2 protein-coding genes (1 of these 2 running past the window's edge) are annotated in these 24,474 nt (G+C 70.6%); both read left to right on the top strand.

The window, feature by feature from the left end; genetic code table 11:
* Positions 1–116 precede the first annotated feature (116 nt).
* Positions 117–18,392 carry a non-ribosomal peptide synthase/polyketide synthase gene (locus tag NOCYR_RS24220; RefSeq protein ID WP_014353046.1) on the top strand — a complete coding sequence of 6,092 codons (18,276 nt, stop codon included), beginning with the start codon at positions 117–119 and terminating at the stop codon, positions 18,390–18,392.
* Positions 18,392–24,474, top strand: partial view of a non-ribosomal peptide synthetase gene (locus NOCYR_RS24215; protein WP_014353045.1) — the start only. The gene runs 19,258 nt beyond the window's last position; 6,083 of the gene's 25,341 nt are visible here — the first part of the coding sequence; its start codon is at positions 18,392–18,394; its stop codon lies off the right edge, out of view. The genes NOCYR_RS24220 and NOCYR_RS24215 overlap by 1 nt, the downstream gene beginning before the upstream one ends.

Raw genomic sequence — 24,474 nt, 5'->3', positions numbered from 1 at the left:
CCGACACCTCATGCGGTAGCCGCCGGCGCCCGGGACTCCGACCCCGATGCGCGGGCTTATTCGTGCTGCCCAAAAGCATTCGGCCAGCCGTTAATTCGCCATTCGAGGAGGCTCTGGTGCACGGTACGGAGTTGGGTGGACCCAGCGCACGGAAGCAGGAATCGCTGCATACCGAGGCGCGATCATCCGCGCCGGCCCGGTTCCCGCTCGCACCCGCGCAGCTCGGGGTCTGGTACGCCCAGCTCCTCGATCCGCAGGTGCCGATCAACGTGGCGCAGTACGTGGACGTGCGTGGTGCGGTGGACGCCGAACTGCTGCAAGAGGTTTCGGTCGAGGCAGCGCGTGAGTACGAATCGGTGCTGGTCCGCATCGGGGAATCCGACGGAGTGCCTTATCAGTGGGTCGACCGAGACGGCACGGTCGATATCCCGCTGATCGATGTGCGGTCCTATCCCGATCCCGTTGCCGCGGCGCAGGAATGGATGCGCACCGAGGCCAGCGCGCCGGTGGATCTGCTGCACGATCAACTCTTCGCGGGGGCGCTGCTACGGGTCGAGGCCGACCGATACTTCTGGTATCTGCGCGCGCATCACATCATTCTGGACGGGTTCGGTGCCCTGACCAACACCATGCGGGTGGCCGAGCGCTACACCGCGCGGGTACTGGGGCGGGAACCCGAAACGGTCGCTCCCGCCCCGCTGGCGACGCTGGTGGACGGTGAGCACGCCTACCGCGACAGCTCCCGGTTCGCCACCGATCGCGCGCACTGGGCCGAGCGCGTCGCCGGACTCGACGCACCCACCAGCCTCGACGGCCGCACCGCACCGCGCGCGGCGGCCAATCTGATCGCGGGCCGTCCGCTGCCCGAGGCGCTCACCGAGCGGATGAACACCCTCGCCGCGAGCCAGGATTCGACACCCGCGGTGGTGCTGCTCGCCGCCTTCGCCGCCTATCTCGGCCGCCTCACCGACCGCGACGATGCCGTGCTCAGCCTGCCGGTGACCGCCCGCACCACCGCGGTGATGCGGCGGTCGGCGGGCATGCTGTCCAATATCGTGCCGCTGCGGCTGTCGACCGGCGTCAGCTGGGGTGAGTTGCTGCGCGCGACTCGGGTGGAGGTCGCGGGCGCGCTCCGGCATCAGCGCTACCGCGCCGAGGACATCCGCCGCGACGCCGAACACGACGGTCGCCCGGCCCGGCGCGCGCTGTTCGGTCCGCTGGCCAACATCATGCTGTTCCGCAGCGATCTCACCCTCGGCACCGCGGCAGGGCAGTACCACGTGCTGTCCACCGGCCCGGTGGAGGATTTGAGCCTCAACGTCTACTACGGCGAACGCGACCGGGTGCACGTCGACTTCGAGGCCAACCCGAACCTCTACGCCGCCGACGACCTGGCCCGCCACCACGCCCGCTTCATCGGCTACCTCGATCGACTGCTCGCCACCGATCTGGACACGCCGCTGTCCGGCGTCGAGGTGGCCACTGAGCTGGAGTTGGAGGTCAGCACCAAGATCTGGAATGCCACCGATCATCCGGTCGATCCCCGCGCGACGCTGGTGTCGATGTTCGAGGCGCAGGTCGCGCGCACCCCGGACGCGGTCGCGCTGCGGTTCGCCGGAGCCCCCGATCTGACTTATTCAGAGCTGGCCGCCCGCGTCAACCGGCTGGCCCGGGCGTTGATCGCCCGCGGTGTCGGGCCGGAGTCGCTGGTGGCGTTGCATATCCGGCGGTCACCGGAATTGGTGGTCGCGATGTACGCGGTGATCGCGGCCGGGGCGGCGTATGTGCCGCTGGATCCGGATCATCCCGCCGATCGCACCGCACACATCGTGGCGACGGCTCGGCCGGCCTGTGTGCTCACCGCCGGTGCCCGGCCGGATCTGGCCGATGCCACGGTCCTCGATCTCGATGACCTGAGCGACGACGGACCCGGCGGCCCCATCTGGGATCGGGAACGCCGCACCCCGCTGCGCCCGGCCCACCCGGCCTATGTGATCTTCACCTCCGGCTCCACCGGCAAACCCAAGGGCGTGGTGGTCTCGCATGCCGCCATCGTCAACCGGCTGGTGTGGATGCAGAACGCCTACCGGCTCACCCCGGACGATGTGGTGCTGCAGAAGACACCCGCGACCTTCGACGTGTCGGTGTGGGAGTTCTTCTGGCCGCTGCACATCGGTGCCACGCTGGTGCTGGCCCAGCCGGACGGGCACCGCGATCCCGCCTACCTGCGCGCGGTGATCGCCGAATACGGCGTCACCACCGCACATTTCGTGCCGTCGATGCTCGAGGTCTTCCTGGCGCACCAGGACATGGGTGCCCGGACCTCGCTGCGTACGGTGTTCGCTTCCGGCGAGGCGCTACCCGCCTCGCTCGCCCAGCGGCTACGGGTGCTGACCGGCGCCCGGCTGCACAACCTGTACGGTCCGACCGAAGCGGCGGTGGACGTCACCTTCCACGAGGTGACCGACGCCGATACCGTTTCGGTGCCGATCGGAGCACCGGTGAGCAACACCAGGCTGCACGTGCTCGATTCGCGGCTGCGTCCGGTACCGGTCGGGGCGCCGGGTGAGCTGTATCTGTCGGGGGTACAGCTCGCCCGGGGATATGCCGGGGCGCCCGGCCTGTCGGCGGGCCGCTTCGTGGCGCACCCGTACGGCAGCGAGCCGGGGGAGCGGATGTACCGCACCGGCGACCTGGTGCGCTGGACCACCAACGGTGAACTCGAGTACCTGGGCCGCACCGATTTCCAGGTGAAGCTACGCGGGCTGCGGATCGAGCCGGGCGAGATCGAGACCGTGCTGGCCACGGTGGATTCGGTGGTGCGGGCGGTGGTCGTGGTGCGTGACGATCACGGCCTCGGCGAACAGCTGGTGGCCTACGTGGTGGAGGCCGAACCGGACACGGTGACCGCGGAGCAGCTGCGTGCCGCGGCGGCGCGGGCGCTGCCCGGCTACATGGTGCCCGCCGCGTATGTGGTGCTCGACGCGCTGCCGGTGAACGCCTCCGGCAAATTGGATCGGGCCGCCTTGCCCGCACCGCAGCGCGGGACCGTGGTGTACTCCGAACCCGCCACTCCGGTGGAGCGTGCGGTGGCGGGTGTGTTCGCCGAGCTGCTCGGGCAGCAGCGGATCGGCCGCGACGACGATTTCTTCGCCCTCGGCGGCAACAGCCTGATCGCGACGCAGGTGGCGGCCCGGCTGGGCGCCGACCTCGGCTGCCGGCTGGGTGTGCGGGAGCTGTTCGCCGCGTCGACGGTGGCGGGGCTGGCCGAGCTGATCGAGCAGCGCGGCGATTCCGGTGCGCTCGCGCCGCTGTACGCGCGGCCGCGACCGGAGTTCGTGCCGCTGTCGCCGGCGCAGCAGCGGATCTGGTTCCTCAACCGGTTCGAGGACGCGAGCGCCGGCTACAACATGCCGTTCGTGGTGCGGCTGCGCGGAGCGGTGGACGTGCACGCGCTCGCTGCCGCCCTGGCCGACCTGGTGGAACGGCACGAGGTGCTGCGCACGGTCTTCCCGGCGACCCCGCCCGGTGTGGATGCGGCCGGGTCGGCTGCCCATCAGGTGGTGCTCGAACCCGCGCAGTTCGTGGTGCGGGCCGAAGCGATCGGTGCGGACGAGCTGAACGGTGAGCTGGCGGCGTTCGCGGCGGCCGGATTCGATCTGGAACGCGAGACCCCGTTCCGGGCGCGTATTTTCGAGGTGGACGACGACAGCGTCGCCTTGGCTGTCGTCGCGCATCACATCGCGGCGGACGGTCTTTCGCTGCGCGTGCTGGCCCGCGATGTGATGAGCGCCTACACCGCCCGGCGGGACGGCGCTGCACCGGCGATGGCACCGCTGACGGTGCAGTACGCCGACTACAGCATGTGGCAGCGCGAACTGCTCGGTTCGGCCACCGACCCGGCCGCGCCGCTGGGACGTCAGCTGGAGTTCTGGACCACCGCCCTGGCGGGCGCACCGGACCTGCTCGAACTCCCCACCGACCGGCCGCGCCCGGCCGTCGCCTCCGCGCGCGGCGCGACCCACCGGTTCGAGATCCCGGCCGAGCTGTACATCGCGATCACCGAAACCGCACGGGTACAACAGGTATCGAGCTTCATGATGGTGCACGCCGGGTTCGCGGCGCTGCTGTCGCGGCTGGGTGGCGCCGACGACATCGTGATCGGTACCCCCGTCGCCGGTCGCGGCGACCGCGCGCTCGACGACCTCATCGGCATGTTCGTCAACACCCTGCCGCTGCGCGTCACCGTCGACGCCACCGGCACCGTCGAGCAGCTGCTCGCTCAGGTCAAGGCGGCCGATCTGGCGGCCTTCGCGCACGCGGAACTGCCCTTCGAGCAGTTGGTCGAGGCCATCAACCCGCCACGGTCGCAAGCCCGCCACCCGCTGTTCCAAGTACTGCTCGCCTTCGACAACGCGGGCGACATCAGCTTCGAACTCCCCGGTATCGCGGCACGGACCAGTACCCTGGACACCGGGGTGACCAAGTTCGATCTCCAACTCACGGTCACCGATCACCTCGGCGGGGCCGGACACAGGGAAGGTCCGGCGCCGACCGGGGTGCCCGCCGAATTCACCTACGCGACAGACCTTTTCGACGCGGAAACCATCGCGGAATACGCGCGTCTGCTGCTGCGTGTGCTGCGGGCGATCACCGAGCAAGCCGACGGCGTTGTCGCGGATCTGCCGTTGCTGGACCACGCCGGTCAGCGGCGGGTACTCGAGCTGGGCGACGCGACGGATCTGCGGCCGAAGCGGCGGGCGATCGCCGGCCTCCGGGCTGGGCAGATGCCGGAAACCGCTGCCGCCGAGGTGCGGACAGCCACCAACGAGGCTGTTGACGGGCCGCGCAACGGATTCCACGATCTGCCGGAAGCTCTCGGCATTGCCGCCGATGCTGATACCGGCGCGGGTGGCACTGACGCCGCCGCTGTGTCGGCCGATGCCGCCAGTCGCCCCACCCCGCATACACACCAGCCGAGTCCCAGGGCGGTAGGCGAACCGGCCTTGCTCGACGCCTTCGCCTATCACGCGCAGCGCACGCCCCAGGCCGTGTGCCTCATCGACGGCGACCGGCAGCTGACCTACGGCGAACTCGCCGCGCGGGTCAACCGGCTGGCGCGGCGCCTCATCGCCGCCGGTGTCGGACCGGAAACACTCGTCGCGCTGGGAATGCCGCGCTCGGCCGAGTTCGTGATCGCCGCGTACGCCGTGCTGACCGCGGGCGGCGGGTACGTTCCGCTCGACCCCGAGCAGCCCGCCGCGCGAATCGGGCAGGTGCTGGAGACCGCGCGGCCGGTGTGCGTGCTGGTCCGGTCGGGTGACGACTGGGCGATCGACGGCGTGCCCGTGCTGGCAGTCGATGACGAGCTCGCCGGCTACTCGCCCGCGCCGGTCACCGATGCCGAGCGGCTCGCGCCCCTGCGGTCGTCGCACACCGCCTACGTCATCTTCACCTCCGGTTCCACCGGGCGCCCCAAGGGTGTCGCCGTGCAGCACGCGTCGGTGATCAACCAGATCGATTGGATCACCGCCGAATACGACATCACCGCCGACGATGCGATCCTGTTCAAGACGCCCGCCACCTTCGATGTCTCGGTGTGGGAGCTGTTCGCGCCGACGGCGGTGGGGGCGCGGCTGGTCGTCGCCGAACCCGGCGGCCACCGCGATGCCGGCTACTTGGCCGCGACGATCGCGGCGCACCGGGTGACGATGACGTCGTTCGTGCCATCCATGCTGAAGGTCTTCGCCGACACCGCACCCGCCGAATCACTGTCGTCCCTGCGCACGGTGCTGGTCGCCGGTGAGGCCATGACCGGCGCGGCGGCCTCGGCGTTCGCCGCGGTGAGCCCGGCTGCGCTGCACAACCTCTACGGGCCGACCGAATTCACCGTGCACGCCACGCACGCGCCGGTATCGCCGCAGGCGAGCGGGCCGGTGCCGATCGGACGTCCGGTCGCGGGCAGTCAGGCACTGGTGCTCGATGCCCGGCTGCGGCCGGTACCCGACATGGTCGTGGGCGAGCTGTACCTGTCCGGTGTGCAGGTGGCGCGCGGGTATCACGGCCGCACGGATCTGAGCGCGGCCCGTTTCGTCGCCAACCCCTACGGTCCGGCCGGCGCACGGATGTACCGGACCGGTGACCTGGTGCGGCGCAACCGGGCCGGCGAGCTGGAATACCTGGGCCGCAGTGATTTCCAGGTCAAGCTGCGCGGCCAGCGCATCGAACTCGGTGAAATCGAGGCGGCACTGAGCGCGTGCCCCGAGGTGCAGGCCGCTGCCGTGCGGGTCTACCGGCACACCGCCGGTGAACTGCTGGTGGGGTATGTGGTGGCCAGTGGCCCGGACCCGGTGCCCGCCCTCGATGCCCGGCTGCGCGACGTGCTGCCCTCGTACATGGTCCCGGGCGCTTACGTCCGCCTCGACGCCATGCCGCTGACCAGCTCCGGCAAGCTCGACCGCAAGGCGCTGCCCGATCCGGAACTGACCGCCGCGACCTTCCGCGCGCCCGTCAGCCGGGCCGAGCGGACGGTGGCGGAGATCTTCGCCCAGGTGCTCGGCGTCGACCGGGTGGGTCTCGACGACGATTTCTTCGCACTCGGCGGGAACTCGCTGGTCGCCACCCAGATCGCGGCCCGCATCGCCGCCCTGCTCGACGCCGACGTGCCGGTGCGGATGCTGTTCGAACACCCGACGGTCGGCGCGCTGGCCGCCCGGCTGAGCGAGGCCGAGGGCGGCCGGGCGCGACCCGCTCTGGTCGCGGGGGAGCGGCCCGAGCTGGTGCCGCTGTCGTACGCGCAGCAGCGCATGTGGTTCCTCAATCAGTTCGACGCCGATTCGGTCGCCGACAATCTCACCGCCGCCGTGCGGTTGACCGGGATGCTGGACCAGGACGCTTTCCGCGCCGCGGTGGGCGACGTCATCGAGCGGCACGAATCGCTGCGCACGGTCTACCCGGCGGTCGACGGCATCGCCTGCCAGCAGGTTCTGCCTGTCGAGGCGGCCGGAAGCGTGCGGGTCGACGACATCGAGCACGAACGCCTCGACGAGCGCATCCGTGCTGAAGCCGCCACCTCGTTCCGGGTAGACCGGGAACCGCCGGTCCGCATCACCCTGCTGCGGATTGCGGACGACGACCACGTCCTGGTCGTGTCGATGCACCACATCAGTGCTGACGGCTGGTCCATCGCTCCGCTCACCCGCGATCTCATGTGCGCGTACGCCGCCCGCAGTGTCGCCACCGCGCCGGACTGGGCGCCGCTGCCGGTGCAGTACGCCGATTACACGCTGTGGCAGCGCGAACTGCTCGGCGCCGAGGACGATCCGGATTCGCTGCTCGCCGAACAGATCCGGTTCTGGTCGGCCGAGTTGGCGCAATTGCCGGATGTGCTGGACCTGCCGGCCGATCGCCCGCGCCCGGCCGTCGCGTCGGGTCGCGGCGCCCGTCATGCGTTCACCATCGACGCCGCCACTCATCGGGGCATGCGCGATCTGGCGCGGCAGGCGAACGCGTCGCTGTTCATGGTCGTGCACACCGCGTTCGCGGCGCTGCTGTCGCGGTTGACCGGCCGCACCGATATCGCCCTCGGCACGCCCGTCGCCGGACGCGGGGAGCAGGCGCTCGACGAGCTGGTCGGCATGTTCGTCAACACGCTGGTGCTCCGTTCCCAGGTGCGCGCCGACCGCGGTTTCGCCGACCTGCTCGCCGCGGTCCGCGACACCGATCTGCGCGCCTTCGCCCACGCCGACGTGCCGTTCGAGCGGCTGGTGGAGGTGCTCGACCCGCCGCGTTCGGCGGCCCGGCACCCGCTGTTCCAGGTGATGCTGGACGTGCAGAACACCGCGACGACCAGCCTGGAACTGGCAGGCGTGACAGCCTCCCGGCTCGACCTCGATACCGGGACCGCGAAATTCGATCTGCACCTGACGATCACCGAAACCGTCGACGGTGAGGAACCGGCCGGGCTCGAGGCCGCCTTCGAGTACGCCACCGACCTGTTCGACGCCGCCACCATCGCCGCCTTCGCCGACCGCCTGCGGTTGCTGCTGGACGCGGCACTCGCGGACCCGCAGCGTCCGGTGGGTGATCTCGAAATGATGAGCCCCGCCGAGCGTGCGCGGGTGCTCGACACCTGGAACGCGACCGCGGCCGAGGTCCCTGCCGGGGAGACGCTGGTCTCGCTGTTCGAGGCGCAGGCTGCACGGACTCCGCACGCCGTAGCGCTCGCGTATCCGGTGGACACCTCGGGTGATGCGGCGCAGGCCGCCGACCACCGTTCCACAGCGCAGACCTTCGCGAACCTGAGCTATACGGAGTTCGCGAGCCGTGTGAATCGCCTGGCACGCCTGCTGATCTCGATCGGCGTGCGGCCCGACAGCACAGTGGCGGTGGCGATGCCACGGTCGTTGGATCAGGTGGTCGCGATGTACGCGGTCATCACCGCCGGTGGGGCGTATGTGCCGGTGGATCCGGAGCATCCGGCCGAACGCATCGGCCACGTGCTGCGGACGGCGCGGCCGGTGTGCGTGCTCACCCGGTCGACCGACGGGCTGGATCTGCCCGTATCCGAGGGTGATGGTGGGCGACTGTGGGCGGTGCTCGACGTCGACCAGTTCGATACCTCCGACTACTCCGACGCCCCGCTGACCGATGCCGACCGCCTCGGTCCGCTCACCGACGCGCACGCGGCCTACGTCATCTTCACCTCGGGTTCGACGGGCCGGCCCAAGGGTGTGGCCGTGACCCATGCGGCGATTGTGAACCGGTTGGCGTGGATGCAGGCGGCCTATCAGCTGAATTGTGCCGACACGGTGTTGCAGAAGACGCCGTTTACCTTCGACGTGTCGGTGTGGGAGTTGTTCTGGCCCTTGCAGATCGGGGCGCGGCTGGTGCTGGCCGCGCCTGACGGCCACCGCGATCCGGTGTATCTGGCCGAGGTGATCGATGCCGAGACCGTCACCGTGGCGCATTTCGTACCGTCCATGCTGGCCGCGTTCATCAGCTCGCCGGCGCTGGCGGTGCCGGGCCGTGGCGAGTCGCTGCGGATGGTGTTCGCTTCCGGTGAGGCGCTTCCCGCCGCGCCCGCGCACCGGCTGCGCGAGCTGACCGGTGCTGCGCTGCACAACCTGTACGGGCCGACGGAGGCCGCGGTCGACGTCACCTTCCACGAGGTGACCGAGGCCGACACCGCGTCGGTGCCGATCGGTGCGCCGGTGTTCAACACGCAGGTGTACGTGCTGGATGCGCGGCTGAACCCGGTCCCGGCCGGTGTCGCGGGTGAGCTGTATCTGGCCGGTGCGCAGCTGGCCCGCGGCTACGTCGGCCGTCCGGATCTCACGGCGGATCGTTTCGTCGCCAACCCGTTCGGTACTTCCGAGCGCATGTACCGCACCGGCGACCTGGTGGCGTGGAATGCCGACGGCGAACTGGAGTACCTGGGTCGCACCGATTTCCAGGTGAAGCTGCGTGGTCTGCGCATCGAGCTCGGCGAGATCGAGGCCGCGCTGGACGAGCTCGACGGCGTCGCCCGCTCGGCGGTCCTGCTGCGCGACACCACCGTGGGCGATCAGCTGGTCGGTTACCTGCTCGCCGAACCCGGTCACGATATCGACCTCGACACAGTGAAATCGGCTCTGGCCGAGCGCCTTCCGTCCTACATGCGTCCGTCCGCGTTCGTGGTGCTGGACGAGTTCCCGGTCAACGCCTCCGGCAAGCTGGATCGCGGCGCGCTGCCCGCACCGATCCACGAGGCGGCCGTCTTCCGGGCGCCGGCCACCGCCGCCGAACAGCTCGTCGCCGACACCTTCGCCGCGGTGCTCGGAATCGAGCGAGCCGGCCTCGACGACGATTTCTTCGCCCTCGGCGGCAACTCGCTCAACGCAACTCAAGTGGTCGCCCGCGTCGCCACCGCCCTCGACGCCGAGCTGGGTGTGCGGGAGCTGTTCGACGCGCCCACCGTCGCCGCGTTCGCCGCCCGCGCCCTGTCTCGGCGCGGGACCCGGACCGGGCACGCGCTCGTGCGCCGGGAGCGCCCGGCCCGGATTCCGCTGTCGCCCGCGCAGCAGCGCATGTGGTTCCTCAACCGGTTCCTGAGCGAGGACGCTGGTGTCGGGGACGCCGTCGACAACATCCCGGTGGCCTTGCGGCTGACCGGCGAGCTGGATCGCGAGGCCCTGGCCGCGGCGATCGCCGATCTGGTCGGACGTCACGAAACGCTGCGCACGGTGTACCCCGACGGCACCGACGGCCCCGAGCAGCGCATCCTGCCGGCCACGCACGCCGTGACGGTCGCGGACACGGCATTTGCCGCCCCGTTGCTGCGCACCGAGACCGTCACCACGAGCGAACTACAGCACCGGCTCACCGCCCTCGCCGCGCAACCATTCGACCTGACTACCGAAACCCCGCTCCGCGCGGCCCTGTTCACCATCGAACCCACAGACCACGTGCTGGCCCTGGTCCTGCATCACATCAGCGCTGACGGTTTCTCGCTCGGCCCGCTGGCCCGCGATCTGATGACGGCCTACACCGCTCGTCGTGACGGCCGCGCGCCCGAGTGGGACGAGCTGGCGTTGCAGTACGCCGACTACGCGCTCTGGCAGCACGAGCTCGCCGCGTCCGAGCAGCATCGGCGCGCGCTCGAGCACTGGCGCCGCACCCTCGACGGTCTGACCGAGCAGCTGGAACTTCCCACCGATCGGCCGCGTCCCGCCGTCGCCACCCAGCGCGGTGCGACCTTCCGGCTGCACATCGACGCCGAACTGCACAGCGAACTGCGCGAACTCGCCCGCAAGCGGGAGACCACGCTGTTCGGCACCATGCACGCGGCGCTGGCGGTGCTGCTGTCGCGGCTGTCCGGCAGCGCCGATATCGCCATCGGTACGCCGGTCGCCGGACGGGGTGCGGCCGAGCTGGACCAGTTGGTCGGCATGTTCGTCAACACGCTGGTGCTTCGCTCCCATATCGACACCAGGCAGCGGTTCGAAACCGTGCTCGACCAGGTGCGGGCCACCGATCTGGATGCGCTCTCGCACGCCGAGGTGCCCTTCGATCAGGTGGTCGACCTGGTCGCACCGGCTCGGTCGCGCAATCGTCATCCGCTGTTCCAGGTGGCGCTGACGTTCCAGAATTTCACCCTGCCCGCGCTGGAATTGCCCGAGCTGACCGTGCGATCTGTGGAATTCGACGCCGGCGCCGCGAAATTCGATCTGCAATTCACTGTCCGCGAATCCGATCCGGACGGACGCGCCGATGGCATGGATATCGATATCACCTACGCCACCGATCTTTTCGACGCGGAATCCGTCGCGGTGCTCGGGCGCCGCTTCACGCAGGTGCTCGCCGCGGTCGCCGCCGATGCGACGGTGGTCGTCGGCGATATCCAGGTGCTCTCCGCCGAGGAACAGCAGCGCGCGCTCTACGAATGGTCGGTCACCGGCGACGATCGCGCCACCGACGGCACCCTCGCCGACCGGTTCGCTCGTGCCGCCGCCCTCGATCCGAACGCGGTCGCGGTGCGCGCGGACCATCGCACGCTGACCTACGCCGAGCTCGACGAGTGGTCCAACCGGCTGGCGCGGCGGCTGATCGCGGCCGGGGTGGGGCCGGAAACGCTGGTGGCGGTGGCGCTGCCGCGATCGGCGCAGCTGGTCGTGGCGCTGCTGGCGGTGGTCAAGGCCGGCGGTGGGTATCTGCCGATCGACCCGGCGTATCCGGCGGACCGGATCGAATACGTGCTCGACGATGCCCGTCCCGTGTGCGCGATCAGCAGCGCGGCGACCGAACTCGCGCGCGGCTGGTTCGGTGGACCCGTCATCGACGTCGATCTCACCGATCCCGCCGATCCGGACAATGCCGGTCAGCGGGTCTGCGCGCCGATCACCGACGCCGACCGGCGCGCGCCGCTCGACCCGGCCGCCACGGCGTACGTCATCTACACCTCCGGCTCCACCGGACGGCCCAAGGGCGTCGTCGTCCCGCACCGCAATGTGCTGCGCCTGCTCGACAACACCCAGCGCCACTTCGAATTCGGGCCCTCGGACGTGTGGACGCTGTTCCACTCCTACGCCTTCGACTTCTCGGTGTGGGAGCTGTGGGGTGCGCTGCTGCACGGCGGCACCCTCGTCGTGGTCGACTACTACACCTCGCGTTCGCCGCAGCAGTTCCGTGAGTTGCTGGCCGCCGAGGGCGTGACAGTGCTGAACCAGACTCCGTCGGCGTTCTATCAGCTCGCCGCCGCCGACCTGGCCGAACCCGCCCGCGACGACCTCGCGCTGCGCTACGTGATCTTCGGCGGTGAAGCCCTGGAACCGCAGCGGCTGAGTGGCTGGTTCGCCCGCTACCACCGCACCCCGCGGCTGGTGAATATGTACGGCATCACCGAGACCACGGTGCACGTGTCCTACCGGCCGATCGAGGCGGGCACCGGGTCGGCCAGCGTCATCGGCGGGGCGCTGCCCGGGCTGGTGGTGCGGGTGCTCGATGATCGACTACGCCCGGTCCCGGTGGGTGTGCCCGGCGAAATCTACGTCTCCGGCGGTCAATTGGCCCGCGGCTACCTCGGCCGCCCCGCCCTCACCGCCGCCCGCTTCGTCGCCGACCCCTACGCCGACGACGGCTCCCTGGCCTACCGCTCCGGCGACCTGGCCCGCTGGACCCCCGACGGCGAGCTGGAATACCTCGGCCGCGCCGACCAGCAGGTGAACCTGCGCGGGTTCCGGATCGAGCTGGGTGAGATCGAAGCGGCGCTGCTGGATGAGGCGGCGGCGCTGGACGACACGGCGTCGGCGGTTCGAGAGGCGGCCGTCGTGGTGCGCACCGACCTGGCCGATGAGCCGCGAATCGTCGCCTACCTGGTCGCGCCGGGTGCGGTCGATCTGACCGCACTGCGGCAGGGGCTGGGTCGACGGCTGCCGGAGCACATGGTGCCCGCGGCGATCGTGCGGGTCGAGCGGATTCCGTTGACGGTCAACGGGAAGCTGGATCGGGCTGCGCTGCCGGCGCCGGTGTTCGAGGGCACGGTGTATCGCAAGCCGTCCACCCCTGCCGAGGAGATCGTGGCCGGGGTGTTCGCCGAGGTGCTCGGGCTGGGCAACGGTGGCGGGCATCGGGTCGGTGCCGATGACGACTTCTTCGATCTGGGTGGCAGCTCGCTGCTGGCGGCGAAGGCGGCGGCGCGGATCGGGGCGGCGTTCGGGCGGACGGTCGGGGTGCGGGCGCTGTTCGAGCATCCGCGGGTGGCCGAGCTGGCCGTGGTGGCCGGGGCCGATGCGAGCGAGCCGAGCCGCCCGCCGCTGATCGCCGGTGCGCGTCCGGCGCGGCTACCGCTCTCGCCCGCACAGCAGCGCATGTGGTTCCTCAACCGCTTCGACCGCGCCTCGACGGCCTACAACATTCCGCTGGCGCTGCGACTGACCGGCGCGCTCGATCTCGCCGCGCTGCGGTCCGCCGTCGCTGATGTGATCGGCAGGCACGAATCGCTGCGCACCCGCTACCCGGAGGTCGATGGCACTGCCGAGCAGCTGATCATCCCTGCCGCCCAAGCGATCCCGGTGCTCGAGCCGGAGCCGGTCACCGAGGCCGAGCTGCCGGCCCGGATCCGGGAGCTGGCCGAGACCACCTTCGACATCACCGCCGAGATCCCGGTGCGGATGCGGCTGCTGCGGCTGTCGGACACCGAGGTCGTCTTCGCGGCCGTGCTGCATCACATCGCGGCCGACGGTTCCTCCATCGCGCCGTTCGTGCGCGACCTGATGACGGCGTACACCGCGCGGCTCGAGGAATGCGCGCCGTGCTGGAATCCGCCCGCGGTGCAGTACGCCGACTACGCGCTGTGGCAGCACCGGCTGCTCGGCGCCGAGGACGATCCCGCATCGCTCGCGGCCCGGCAGCTCACCTTCTGGCGCGACAACCTGGCCGGGCTGCCCGATCAGCTGGCCCTGCCCACCGACCGTCCGCGCCCGGCCAAGCAGAGCCTGCGCGGCGCGAAGATCGCCCGCACCGTCGACGCCGAGCTGCACGCCGCGCTCATCGCGCTCGGCCGCCGCAACGGCGCGACCCTGTTCATGGTGGTGCACGCCGCCTTCGCCGCGCTGCTGGCCCGGCTGTCCGGGACCGGCGATATCGCGGTCGGCACCCCGGTCGCCGGGCGCGGTGCCGCCGAACTCGACGACGTCATCGGCATGTTCGTCAACACCCTGGTATTGCGCACCGCGGTAGACGGCGCCGAACCGTTCGACGCCCTGCTCACCCGCGCCCGCGAAACCGATCTGGCCGCGCTCTCGCACGCGGACGTCCCGTTCGAGCGGCTGGTCGAGGTGCTGAATCCGCGCCGCTCCACCGCGCGGCATCCGCTGTTCCAGGTCGGCTATTCGTTCCAGAACCACGAACGCGGCGAACTCCGCCTGCCCGGGGTCGATATCGAGGCGATCGAGTTCGACAGTGGTACAGCGCAATTCGATCTGCACCTGTTCGCGGTCGACCGGTACACCACCGACGGTGCCGCAGCGGGCATCGAGCTGACCCTCGGCTACGCCACCGACCTGTTCGAATCCGGCACCGCCGAACGCATCCTCGACCAGCTCCACCGCGTCCTGACGACGGTCGCGGCCCACCCGGATCTGCCCGTCGGCGAGATCGATCTCCTCGACGACGCGGACCACGCGCGTCTGGCCCGCTGGAACGAGACCGCCTATCCGGTGCCCGCCGTGACGCTGGCCGATCTCTCGGTCTTCGCGGCCACTGATACCGATCGGACCGCCCTCATCGACGCGGTCGGCGGCGCGCGGCTGTCCTACGGCGAGGTCGATGCGCGGGTGAACCGCCTGGCCCGCACCCTCATCGCCCAGGGCGTCGGCCCCGAGACCACGGTCGTGCTGGCCATGCGCCGCTCGGTGGAGTTGGTGCTGGCGATGTACGCGGTGGTGCGCGCGGGCGGTGCGTATGTGCCGATCGACCCCGATCATCCGGTCGACCGCATCCGCCATATCGTCGCGACCGCCGCGCCGGTGTGCGTGCTGACCACGGCCGCCGACGGTGTGCCGGTCGAGACCGATGTGCCGGTGCTGGAGATCGACCGGCTCGCTCTGCACGCCGCCGCCGGACCCATCCGCGACGGCGAGCGCATTCGTCCGCTGCGGCCCGAACATCCGGCGTACGTCATCTTCACGTCCGGCTCGACCGGCCTGCCGAAGGGCGTCACCGTCCCGCACGCCGCCGTGGTGAATCAGTTGATCTGGCTGCGCCGGTATTTCGGTCTCGGTCGCGACAACCGCGCCCTGCTCAAGACTCCCGCCACCTTCGACCTGTCGGTGTGGGAACTGTGGTCGCCGTTGACGACCGGCGGCACCCTCGTCATCACCGCGCCGGGCAGCGAACGCGATCCGGACCGGTTGCGCGAGCTCATCGCCGAACACGACGTCACGGTGCTGCACGCGGTGCCGTCCCTGATCGGGATGCTGGTGGCGGGTGGTCAGCCACTGCCTGCGTCGCTGCGCCACGTGCTCGCGATCGGTGAGGCGCTGCCCGCGGCCACGGTTGCCGAGTTCGCGGTGTGCGCGGTGCCGGGGCCGGCCGAGGTGGAGGCGCGCCTGTACAACCTCTACGGGCCGACCGAGGCGGCGGTGTCGATCACCGCGTACCCGGTGGAGGAGCCGTCGCAGACGGTGCCGATCGGGCGTCCGGTGTGGAACAGCGGCGTGCACGTTCTCGACACGCGGTTGCGTCCGGTGCCGATCGGGGTGGCCGGTGAGCTGTACCTGTCCGGCGCGCAACTCGCGCGCGGCTACCACGGCCGTCCCGGGCTGACCGCGGACCGGTTCGTCGCCGATCCGCACGGCTCCGGTACACGGATGTACCGGACCGGCGATATCGTGCGCAGGCTGGCCGATGGGAATCTCGAATATGTCGAGCGCGCGGATTTCCAGGTGCAGGTCGGTGGGTTCCGGATCGAGCTGGGCGAGATCGAGGCGGCGCTGCGGCGCGATCCGCAGGTGCGGGCGGCGGTTGCCGTGGCGCGACGCGATGAACATTCCGGCGACCGGCTGATCGCGTATGTGACTGTGCCCCAGGCTGATTCTGAGGCGGCAGATCGCTTGCGGTCGGCCTTGGCCGGCGAGTTGCCTGCGTACATGGTGCCGTCGGCGATCATGGTGCTCGATGCGCTGCCGCTGAACGTCAACGGCAAGGTCGACCGGGCGCGGCTGCCCGAACCGGTGTTCACCGAGGCCGCATTCCGGGAGCCGGCGGGCGAGCTGGAACGGCTCGTCGCGCGCACGTTCGCCGAGATCATCGGCGCGACCGCCGTCGGCGCGGACGATGATTTCTTCGCCCTCGGCGGCAATTCGCTCATGGCGACCCGGCTCACCGCACGGCTCGGCGCCGCACTCGGCAGGCAGGTGCCGGTCGCGGCCGTGTTCGAGGCGCCGACAGTGGCGGGGCTGGCCGCCGCGCTGGAGTCGTCGAACGGGCCCGCGCGCCCGCCGCTGGCACCTCGCACCGCGACCGGTCCGGCTCGGCTGTCGCCCGCGCAGCAACGCATGTGGGTGGTCAGCCGGCTGAACCCGGACTCCTCCGCATACCACGTGCCCGCCGCGCTGCGGCTCACCGGCGTACTGGATCTCAGCGCGCTCACCGCCGCGATCAGCGATGTGCTCGACCGGCACGAGGCGCTGCGCACGCGCTACCCGGATAGTGCGGCCGGGCCGGTCCAGGATGTGCTCGACGCCGACGCGGTCGCCGTCGATCTGACCCCGCGGCCGGTGCGCGAGGACGCTCTCGCCGCCACCATCGCCGAGTTCGTCGCCGCCGGTTTCGATATCACCGCCGCGCCACCGGTGCGCGCCGCGCTGTTCCGGCTCGCACCGGATGACCACGTCCTGGTGGTGGTGCTGCACCACATCAGCGCTGACGGCTACTCCATCGCGCCGATGACCCGCGATCTGGTCACCGCGTACCTGGCGCGTACCGCCGGGCACGGCCCGGAATGGGAGCCGCTGGAGATCCAGTACAGCGACTTCAGCGAATGGCAGCACGAGCTGCTCGGCGCGAGCGACGACCCGGAGAGCCTGGCCGCGCGCCAGCTCGCCTACTGGACCGGCGAACTGCGCGACGCACCCGAATTGCTCGCCCTGCCCACCGATCGGCCTCGGCCCGCCCGGCGCGATATGCGCGGCGCCACCGTCGATTTCGCTCTCGATGCCGAACGATTGGCCGTGCTCGACACGGTCGCGCGCGCCCACGGCACCACGGTGTTCTCGGTGATCCACAGTGCCCTCGTGGTGTTGCTGGCCAAGCTGTCCGGCAGCACCGACGTCGTCATCGGCGCCCCGGTGGCCGGACGGGGTGAACGCGCCCTCGATGACCTGATCGGCATGTTCGTCAACACCGTCGCACTGCGCACCCAGCTCGACCCGCGCACCACCGTCGCCGGCCTGCTGCGCGACACCGGCCGCCGCGACCTGCGGGCATTGGCCCACGCCGACGTCCCGTTCGATCAGGTCGTCGACGCCCTCGGCCGCACCCGCTCCACCAGCTACACCCCGCTGTTCCAGGTGATGTTCACCTACCAGAACATGCCGCCCAGCGTCGTCACGCTGCCCGGATTGGAGGTGCGTGCACTGGATCTCGGCCTGTCCGAAGCCAAGTTCGACCTGCACCTGACCGGCATCGAACGCCCCGCCCGGGCCGGCCTGAACTTCCAGCTCGGCTACGCCACCGACATCTTCGACGCCGAGACCGTGCGGCGCATCGCCGAGCGATTGCTCCTGGTCCTCGATGCCATCGCCGCCGACCCGGGCGTGAGCGTGCGGGCGATCGATATCCGCACGGAAGCCGAGCGTGCGGGAGGATCCGCGACAGCTCGGTCGTCCGCACCCAGCGTGCCGGCTGCCGGAGTACGTTCGGGATCGCCGGCCTCCGCTTCACCCGCGAGCCCACCGGCGGACCTCCCCGCATTGGTTGCCGCCGCTGCCGCCCTCGAGCCGGACCGCGCCGCCTTCACCCACGGCGACCACACCGTCACCTTCGGCCAACTCGCCACGAAGATCACCACGGCAGCCAAAGCCATGGGCGCCGCCGCGAAACCGGAGACGCTGATCAACGTCGCCCTCGCCGGATCGGTCCCCGGTGTCCTGGCCGCCCTCGGCGCCGCTGGCCTAGCGACCGCCACTGGCAATTTGCGCGCGGCCGCCGAAGCCATCATTGCTGCTGTCTCGGGCCCGGCCGCCGCTGCTTCGGGCCTCGCCGCCGATGTCGGTGCCTGCGCCGCAGCGGTTGTCGACGCCGGCGCCGATGCTCCCGCCACCGCGTTGTCCGCCGCGCCGCCGGGTGCTGCACCCGCCGCGAGCAGCACGGCCCCCACCACCTCAGATGTCGATTCGGAAGGAAACTGCTGATGACTCACGCGGATTCGATCGCGGCCGGTTCGGTCGGCATGGACGGTGCTGCGGGTGAGCTGGTCGCGTTGCGGCGGGCCTACGGTATCGACGATCTGCCCGGACTCGTGCGTACGGTGGCCGAGATCGAACCCGAACGGACGGCCGTCGCGCATGATGGTGTCGCGGTCGGATATGGGGAGTTGGCGGCCGAGCTGACGGCGCTGGACGAGGCCATGGGCGGGGCCCTCGGCGCCGGGGAACTGCTGCCGATCGTGGTGTCGGGCCGGTTTCCCGCGCTGCTGGAATCCGGTGACGGGGTGCTGGCCGATCTGCTCGAGCGGCTGCTCACCGATGCCGTGCTCGCCGCCGCGCCCGCGTTGACGCCGCTCGCGCCCGCCGAGACCCTCATCAGCCTGTTCGAGGAGCAGGTGCGCCGCACCCCGGACGCCGTCGCGCTGGAGTTCGAGGGCACCACGCTCACCTACGCCGAATTCAGCGCTCGCGTCGATGTCCTCGCGCGCCGCTTGCGTGCGCTCGGCGTCGGCCCGGATGTGCTGGTCGGGCTCGCGCTGCGCCGGTCGCTGGAACTGCTGGTCGGCATGTACGCGACGTTGAAGGCGGGCGGTGGATACGTCCCGATCGACCCGGATCATCCCGCCGACCGCATCGCCTACGTCCTCGATGTGGCGCGCCCGGCGGTCGTGCTGACCACCTCGGGCGATCGACCGGCACTCGATCCCTCGGTGCGGACGCTGTGCATCGACGAGGTGGCGGCGGCCTCGGTGACGACGTACGAAACCGTCTGGCCCACCGTGTCTCCCGACAACACCGCCTACGTCATCTTCACCTCCGGCTCCACCGGCCGCCCCAAGGGTGTGGCGGTGTCGCATCGCTCGATCGTGGCGAATCTGCGCTGGCGGCAGCGGCTGTACCGGCTCGGCGCCGATGATGTGGTGTTGCAGAAGACGCCGTTCACCTTCGATGTGTCGGTGTGGGAGTTCTTCTGGCCGTTGCAGGTCGGTGCGCGGCTGGTGATCGCGCGGCCGGAGGGGCATCGAGATCCCGCGTACCTGGCGCGGGCTATCGGTGAATCCGGCGTGACCGTCACGCATTTCGTGCCATCGATGCTTGCCGTGTTCGTGGCCGAGCCGAGCGCGGCGCAATCCATTGACAGCCTGCGACTGGTCTTCGCCTCCGGTGAGGCCCTGCCGGCGGCGACCGCTGCCGCGTTCCGCGATATCAGTGGCGCCACCCTGCACAACCTGTACGGGCCGACCGAGGCGGCGGTCGACGTCACCGCCCATGAGGTGACCGCCGCCGACCGCGACAGCGTGCCGATCGGCACCGCCGCCGACGACACCGACCTGCTGGTCCTCGACGACAACCTGCGCCCCGTCCCGACCGGTGTGGTCGGCGAGCTGTATCTGGCCGGCGTGCAGCTGGCCCGCGGCTATCTCGCCCGCCCCGGCCTGACCGCCGACCGTTTCGTCGCCAACCCCGAAGGCGCACCGGGCGACCGCATGTACCGCACCGGCGACCTGGTGCGCTGGGCCCCCGGCACCGACGGCGGCCCCGACGAACTGGAATACCTGGGCCGCATCGACTTCCAGGTGAAACTGCGCGGGCTCCGGATCGAGCTGGGCGAGATCGAATCGGCCCTGCTCGACCAGGAGGAAGTCGCCCAAGCGGCTGCCGTCGTGCATCAATCGGCTGCCGGGGACCAACTCGTCGCCTACGTCGTCGCCGCACGCCGCCGGGCTGCTGGTAGCGCTGAATCGGATCCCGCGATTCGGCTCGATCCCTCCGCGCTACTCGACGCACTCCGCAAGCGACTACCCGACTACATGGTCCCGGCCAAGCTCATCGTCCTCGACGAGATGCCGCTGAACCCGAGCGGCAAACTGGATCGCCGTGCCCTGCCGGAACCCGACTTCGATTCGGCAGCGACCGAATACCGCGAGCCGGCGACCGAATCAGAACGCACCGTCGCCGCCATCTTCGCCGACCTGCTCGGCCACGACCGCATCGGCGCCGACGACAATTTCTTCGCACGCGGCGGCAACTCCCTCATCGCCACCCGCGCCCTCGCCCGCATCGGTGCTGCCCTCGGCATCACCGTCGATGTGCGCGATTTCTTCGACAACCCGACCCCGGCCGGTCTCGCGACGCTCGCATCCGGCGATGCCCACGCGGCCGAGGCCGCGTCCGTTGAGCAGTCAGCCGTGCCGCGGCACGCCCTGGTCGCGGGCCCGCGCCCGGACCGCATCCCCTTGTCCCCGGCTCAGCGCCGCATGTGGTTCCTCAACCAATTCGCCGTCGAATCCGGCGGCACCACTGCGGCGGTCGACAATATCCCGGTGGCGCTGCGGCTGCGCGGTGAACTCAACCTCGCGGCCTTGTCGGCGGCGATCACCGATCTGCTGGGCCGCCATGAGGTCTTGCGGACGCTGTACCCGCGTCACGAGAACGGCCCGGTCCAGAAGGTGCGCCCGGTCGCGGCCGTCGACCTGGCCCCGGACCCGGCCACCGATATCCCCACGGCGGTGCGGGAGATCGCGGGCATCGGATTCGATGTGGCCGAGCAGGTCCCGGTGCGTATCCGCCTGCTACGTGCGGCCGCCGACGATCACACCCTGGTGCTGGTGGTGCACCATATCGCCGCCGACGGCGTCTCCATGGGCCCGCTGCTGCGCGATCTGATCACCGCCTACGCGGCCCGCCGCGACGGTCACGCGCCGCGCTGGGAACCCCTCGCGGTGCAGTATGCCGACTACGCGCTGTGGCAGCAGCACGTGCTCGGCGACGAAGCAGACGCCCAATCCATGGCCGCCCGCGAGCTCGAATTCTGGACCGCCGAACTCGCCGACCTGCCCGCGCAGCTGGATCTTCCGTCCGATCGCCCACGCCCGGAGCAGGCCACCTATCGCGGCGCCGTGCACGAGTTCGGCATCGATGGCGAGCTGCGCGCCGCCGTCGAACGCCTGGCCGCCGAGACCGGTTCGACCCCGTTCATGGTGCTGCACGCCGCACTCGCCGCATTGCTCGCGCGGCTGTCCGGGACCACCGACATCGCCATCGGCACACCGGTCGCCGGCCGTGGCGCCGCCGAACTCGACGATCTGGTCGGCATGTTCGTCAACACCCTGGTTCTGCGCACCGAGGTGCCCGCTGCCGCGACCTTCACCGACCTCATCGCGCATGCTCGCGACCGTGACCTGCGCGCCTTCGCCCACAGCGACGTCCCGTTCGAGCGTCTGGTCGAGGTGCTGAACCCGGCTCGCTCCCAGGCGCGGCACCCGCTGTTCCAGGTCGCCCTGTTCATGCAGAACCTCGCCCCGCTGGCCCTGGAACTGCCCGGTCTCACCGCCGAGACGGTGGACTTCGGCGCCGAGTTCGCGAAGTTCGACCTGCAGCTCACCGTCTCCGATGCGGCCGACGGCTACCGCGCCGAATTCACCTACGCCACCGACCTGTTCGACGCGCCGACGGTGCGCGAGTTCGCCGCGAAGTTCCTGCGCCTGCTCGGTGCGGCCGTCGCCGAGCCGGCCACCGCGATCGGTGATATCGAACTGCTCGACGCCGGCGAACTCGACTACGTCACCGCCAGTTGGAACGCCAGCGGACACAAGGTGCCCGACCGGTTTCTGCATGAGGGTTTCGACGGCCAGGTGCGGCGCAGTCCGAACGCTGTCGCCCTGGTGGCCGAGGACCCGATTCCGGTTCGGCTGACCTACGCCGAGCTGTCCGAGCGGGTCAATCGGCTGGCCCGGTTCCTGATCGGCACCGGGGTTGGCCCGGAATCGCTGGTGGTGCTGGCGATGCCGCGATCGGTGGAGCTGGTGGTCGCGATGTACGCGGTGGCGCGGGCGGGTGGCGCGTATGTGCCGGTGGATCCGTCGCACCCGGTCGAGCGCATCGGCCATATTCTCGAGACGGCGCGGCCGCACTGTGTGTTGAGCACGCGCGCAGCGGGATTCGCCGCGGCCACCGAAGCGCCGGTGCACCTGCTGGACGCCCTGGACCTGTCGCAGGTTCCCACCTCCGCGATCAGCGATGCCGAGCGCCGCAGCCCGCTGCACCCCGACCACCCGGCCTACGTGATCTTCACCTCCGGCTCGACCGGCAAACCGAAGGGTGTCGCCGTCACCCATCGGGCCATCGCCAACCAGCTGGCCTGGATGGCGCACGAGTACCGGCCCCGCACCGGCGATGTGTATCTGCAGAAGACCGCGACCACCTTCGACGTGTCGCTGTGGGGCTATTTCCTGCCGCTGCGCACCGGCGCGACGCTGCTGCTCGCCGCACCCGACGGGCATCGCGACCCGCGCTACATCGCCGAGACGATCGAGCGCCACGGCGTCACGCTGACCGACTTCGTGCCGTCCATGCTGACGGTGTTCGCCGCCCACGCTCGGCGCGCCGAGCTGTCCTCGCTGCGTGAGGTCTTCGTCATCGGTGAAGCGCTGCCGCCGGAGACGGTGGCGGCTTTCCACGCCGTGTGCGACGCCGGCCTGCACAACCTCTACGGCCCGACCGAGGCCGCCGTCTCGATCACGTACCGCGAGGTCACCGAGGCCGACGCTCCGCTGGTGCCGATCGGCGAGCCGGAGTGGAATTCGCAGGTATACGTGCTGGATTCGCGGCTGCGTCCGGTGCCGATCGGGGTGCCGGGTGAGCTGTATCTGGCCGGGGCGCAGCTGGCGCGCGGCTACTACGGGCGCGTCGACCTGACCGCCGACCGGTTCGTGGCCAACCCGTTCGAGCTCGACGGCGGGCGGATGTACCGCACCGGCGACCTGGTGCGCTGGACCCCCGACGGCGAGCTGGTGTACCTGGGCCGCGCCGATTTCCAGGTGAAGTTCCGTGGGCAGCGGATCGAGCTGGCCGAGATCGAGAGCGCGCTGCTGGCCGACCCGGGGGTGAGCCAGGCGGCGGCCCGGTTGATCAGCGGTGCGGACGGGGATTTCCTGGCGGGGTACGTCATCCGGGCAGTGGGTGCCGACCTGGATGTGGCTGCGCTGAAAGACTCGCTGTCCCAGCGGCTTCCCGCGTACATGGTCCCCACCGCCGTCATCGAGCTGGACGAGTTCCCGCTCAACACCAGCGGGAAACTGGATCGCAAGGCGCTGCCGGTGCCGGTGTTGCAAACTGTTCGGTTCCGCGCGCCCGTTGACGCCGATCAGCGCCTGGTGGCGGAGGTGTTCGCCGAGGTCCTGCACGTGCAGCGGGTCGGTGTGGACGATGATTTCTTCGCCCTCGGCGGCAGTTCGCTCGACGCCACCCAGGTCACCGCTCGTACCGGTGCGGCCGCCGGTGTGCGCGTGCCCGTGCGCGCGCTGTTCGACGCGCCGACCGTCGCGGGTTTCGCGGCCGCCGTCGCGGAACTGCGTGCCGAAGCCACGCCGCGACCGGCGTTGTCCCGCCGCGAGCGTCCCGAGCGGATTCCGCTGGCCCCGGCCCAGCAGCGGCTGTGGTTCCTCAACCGGTGGGAGAACGAGGAGTCGGCGTCTACGGGCGTCTACAACCTGCCCGTGGTGTTGCGGCTGACCGGAACACTTGATCCGCGCGCCTTGGAACAGGCCGTGCTCGACGTGCTGACCAGGCACGAATCGCTGCGCACGCTCTACCCGGAGTCCGAGGCCGGGCCCTATCAGTCCATCCTGTCCGCCGACGAGATCAGTCTGCATGTGCGTCCGGTCCAGGTGAGCCCGCGCGATATCGACGCCACGGTGGCCGCCATCGCGCGCGGCGGATTCGACGTGACCACCGAGCTGCCGGCGCGCGTCGCGCTGCTGGACGTCGACGGCACCGATGAGCATCTGCTGGTCTTTGTGGTGCACCACATCGCCGCCGACGCGCTGTCGCTGACGCCGCTGGTGACCGACCTGATCTGTGCCTACCGGGCTCGCAGCGCCGGCACCGCACTCGAACTGCCCGAACTCGCGGTGCAGTACGCCGATTACAGCCTGTGGCAGCGCGAACTGCTCGGCGACGCCGACCGTCCCGGCGATCCGGCCCATCAGCAGATCCGGTTCTGGCACGCGGTGCTCGACGGGCTGCCCGCCGACCTGGCCCTGCCGACCGACCGGCCGCGTCCGGC

Source organism: Nocardia cyriacigeorgica GUH-2 (assembly GCF_000284035.1).
In the GTDB taxonomy this organism is placed as follows: domain Bacteria; phylum Actinomycetota; class Actinomycetes; order Mycobacteriales; family Mycobacteriaceae; genus Nocardia; species Nocardia cyriacigeorgica_B.
This window is presented reverse-complemented; position numbering and strand designations above follow the sequence as displayed.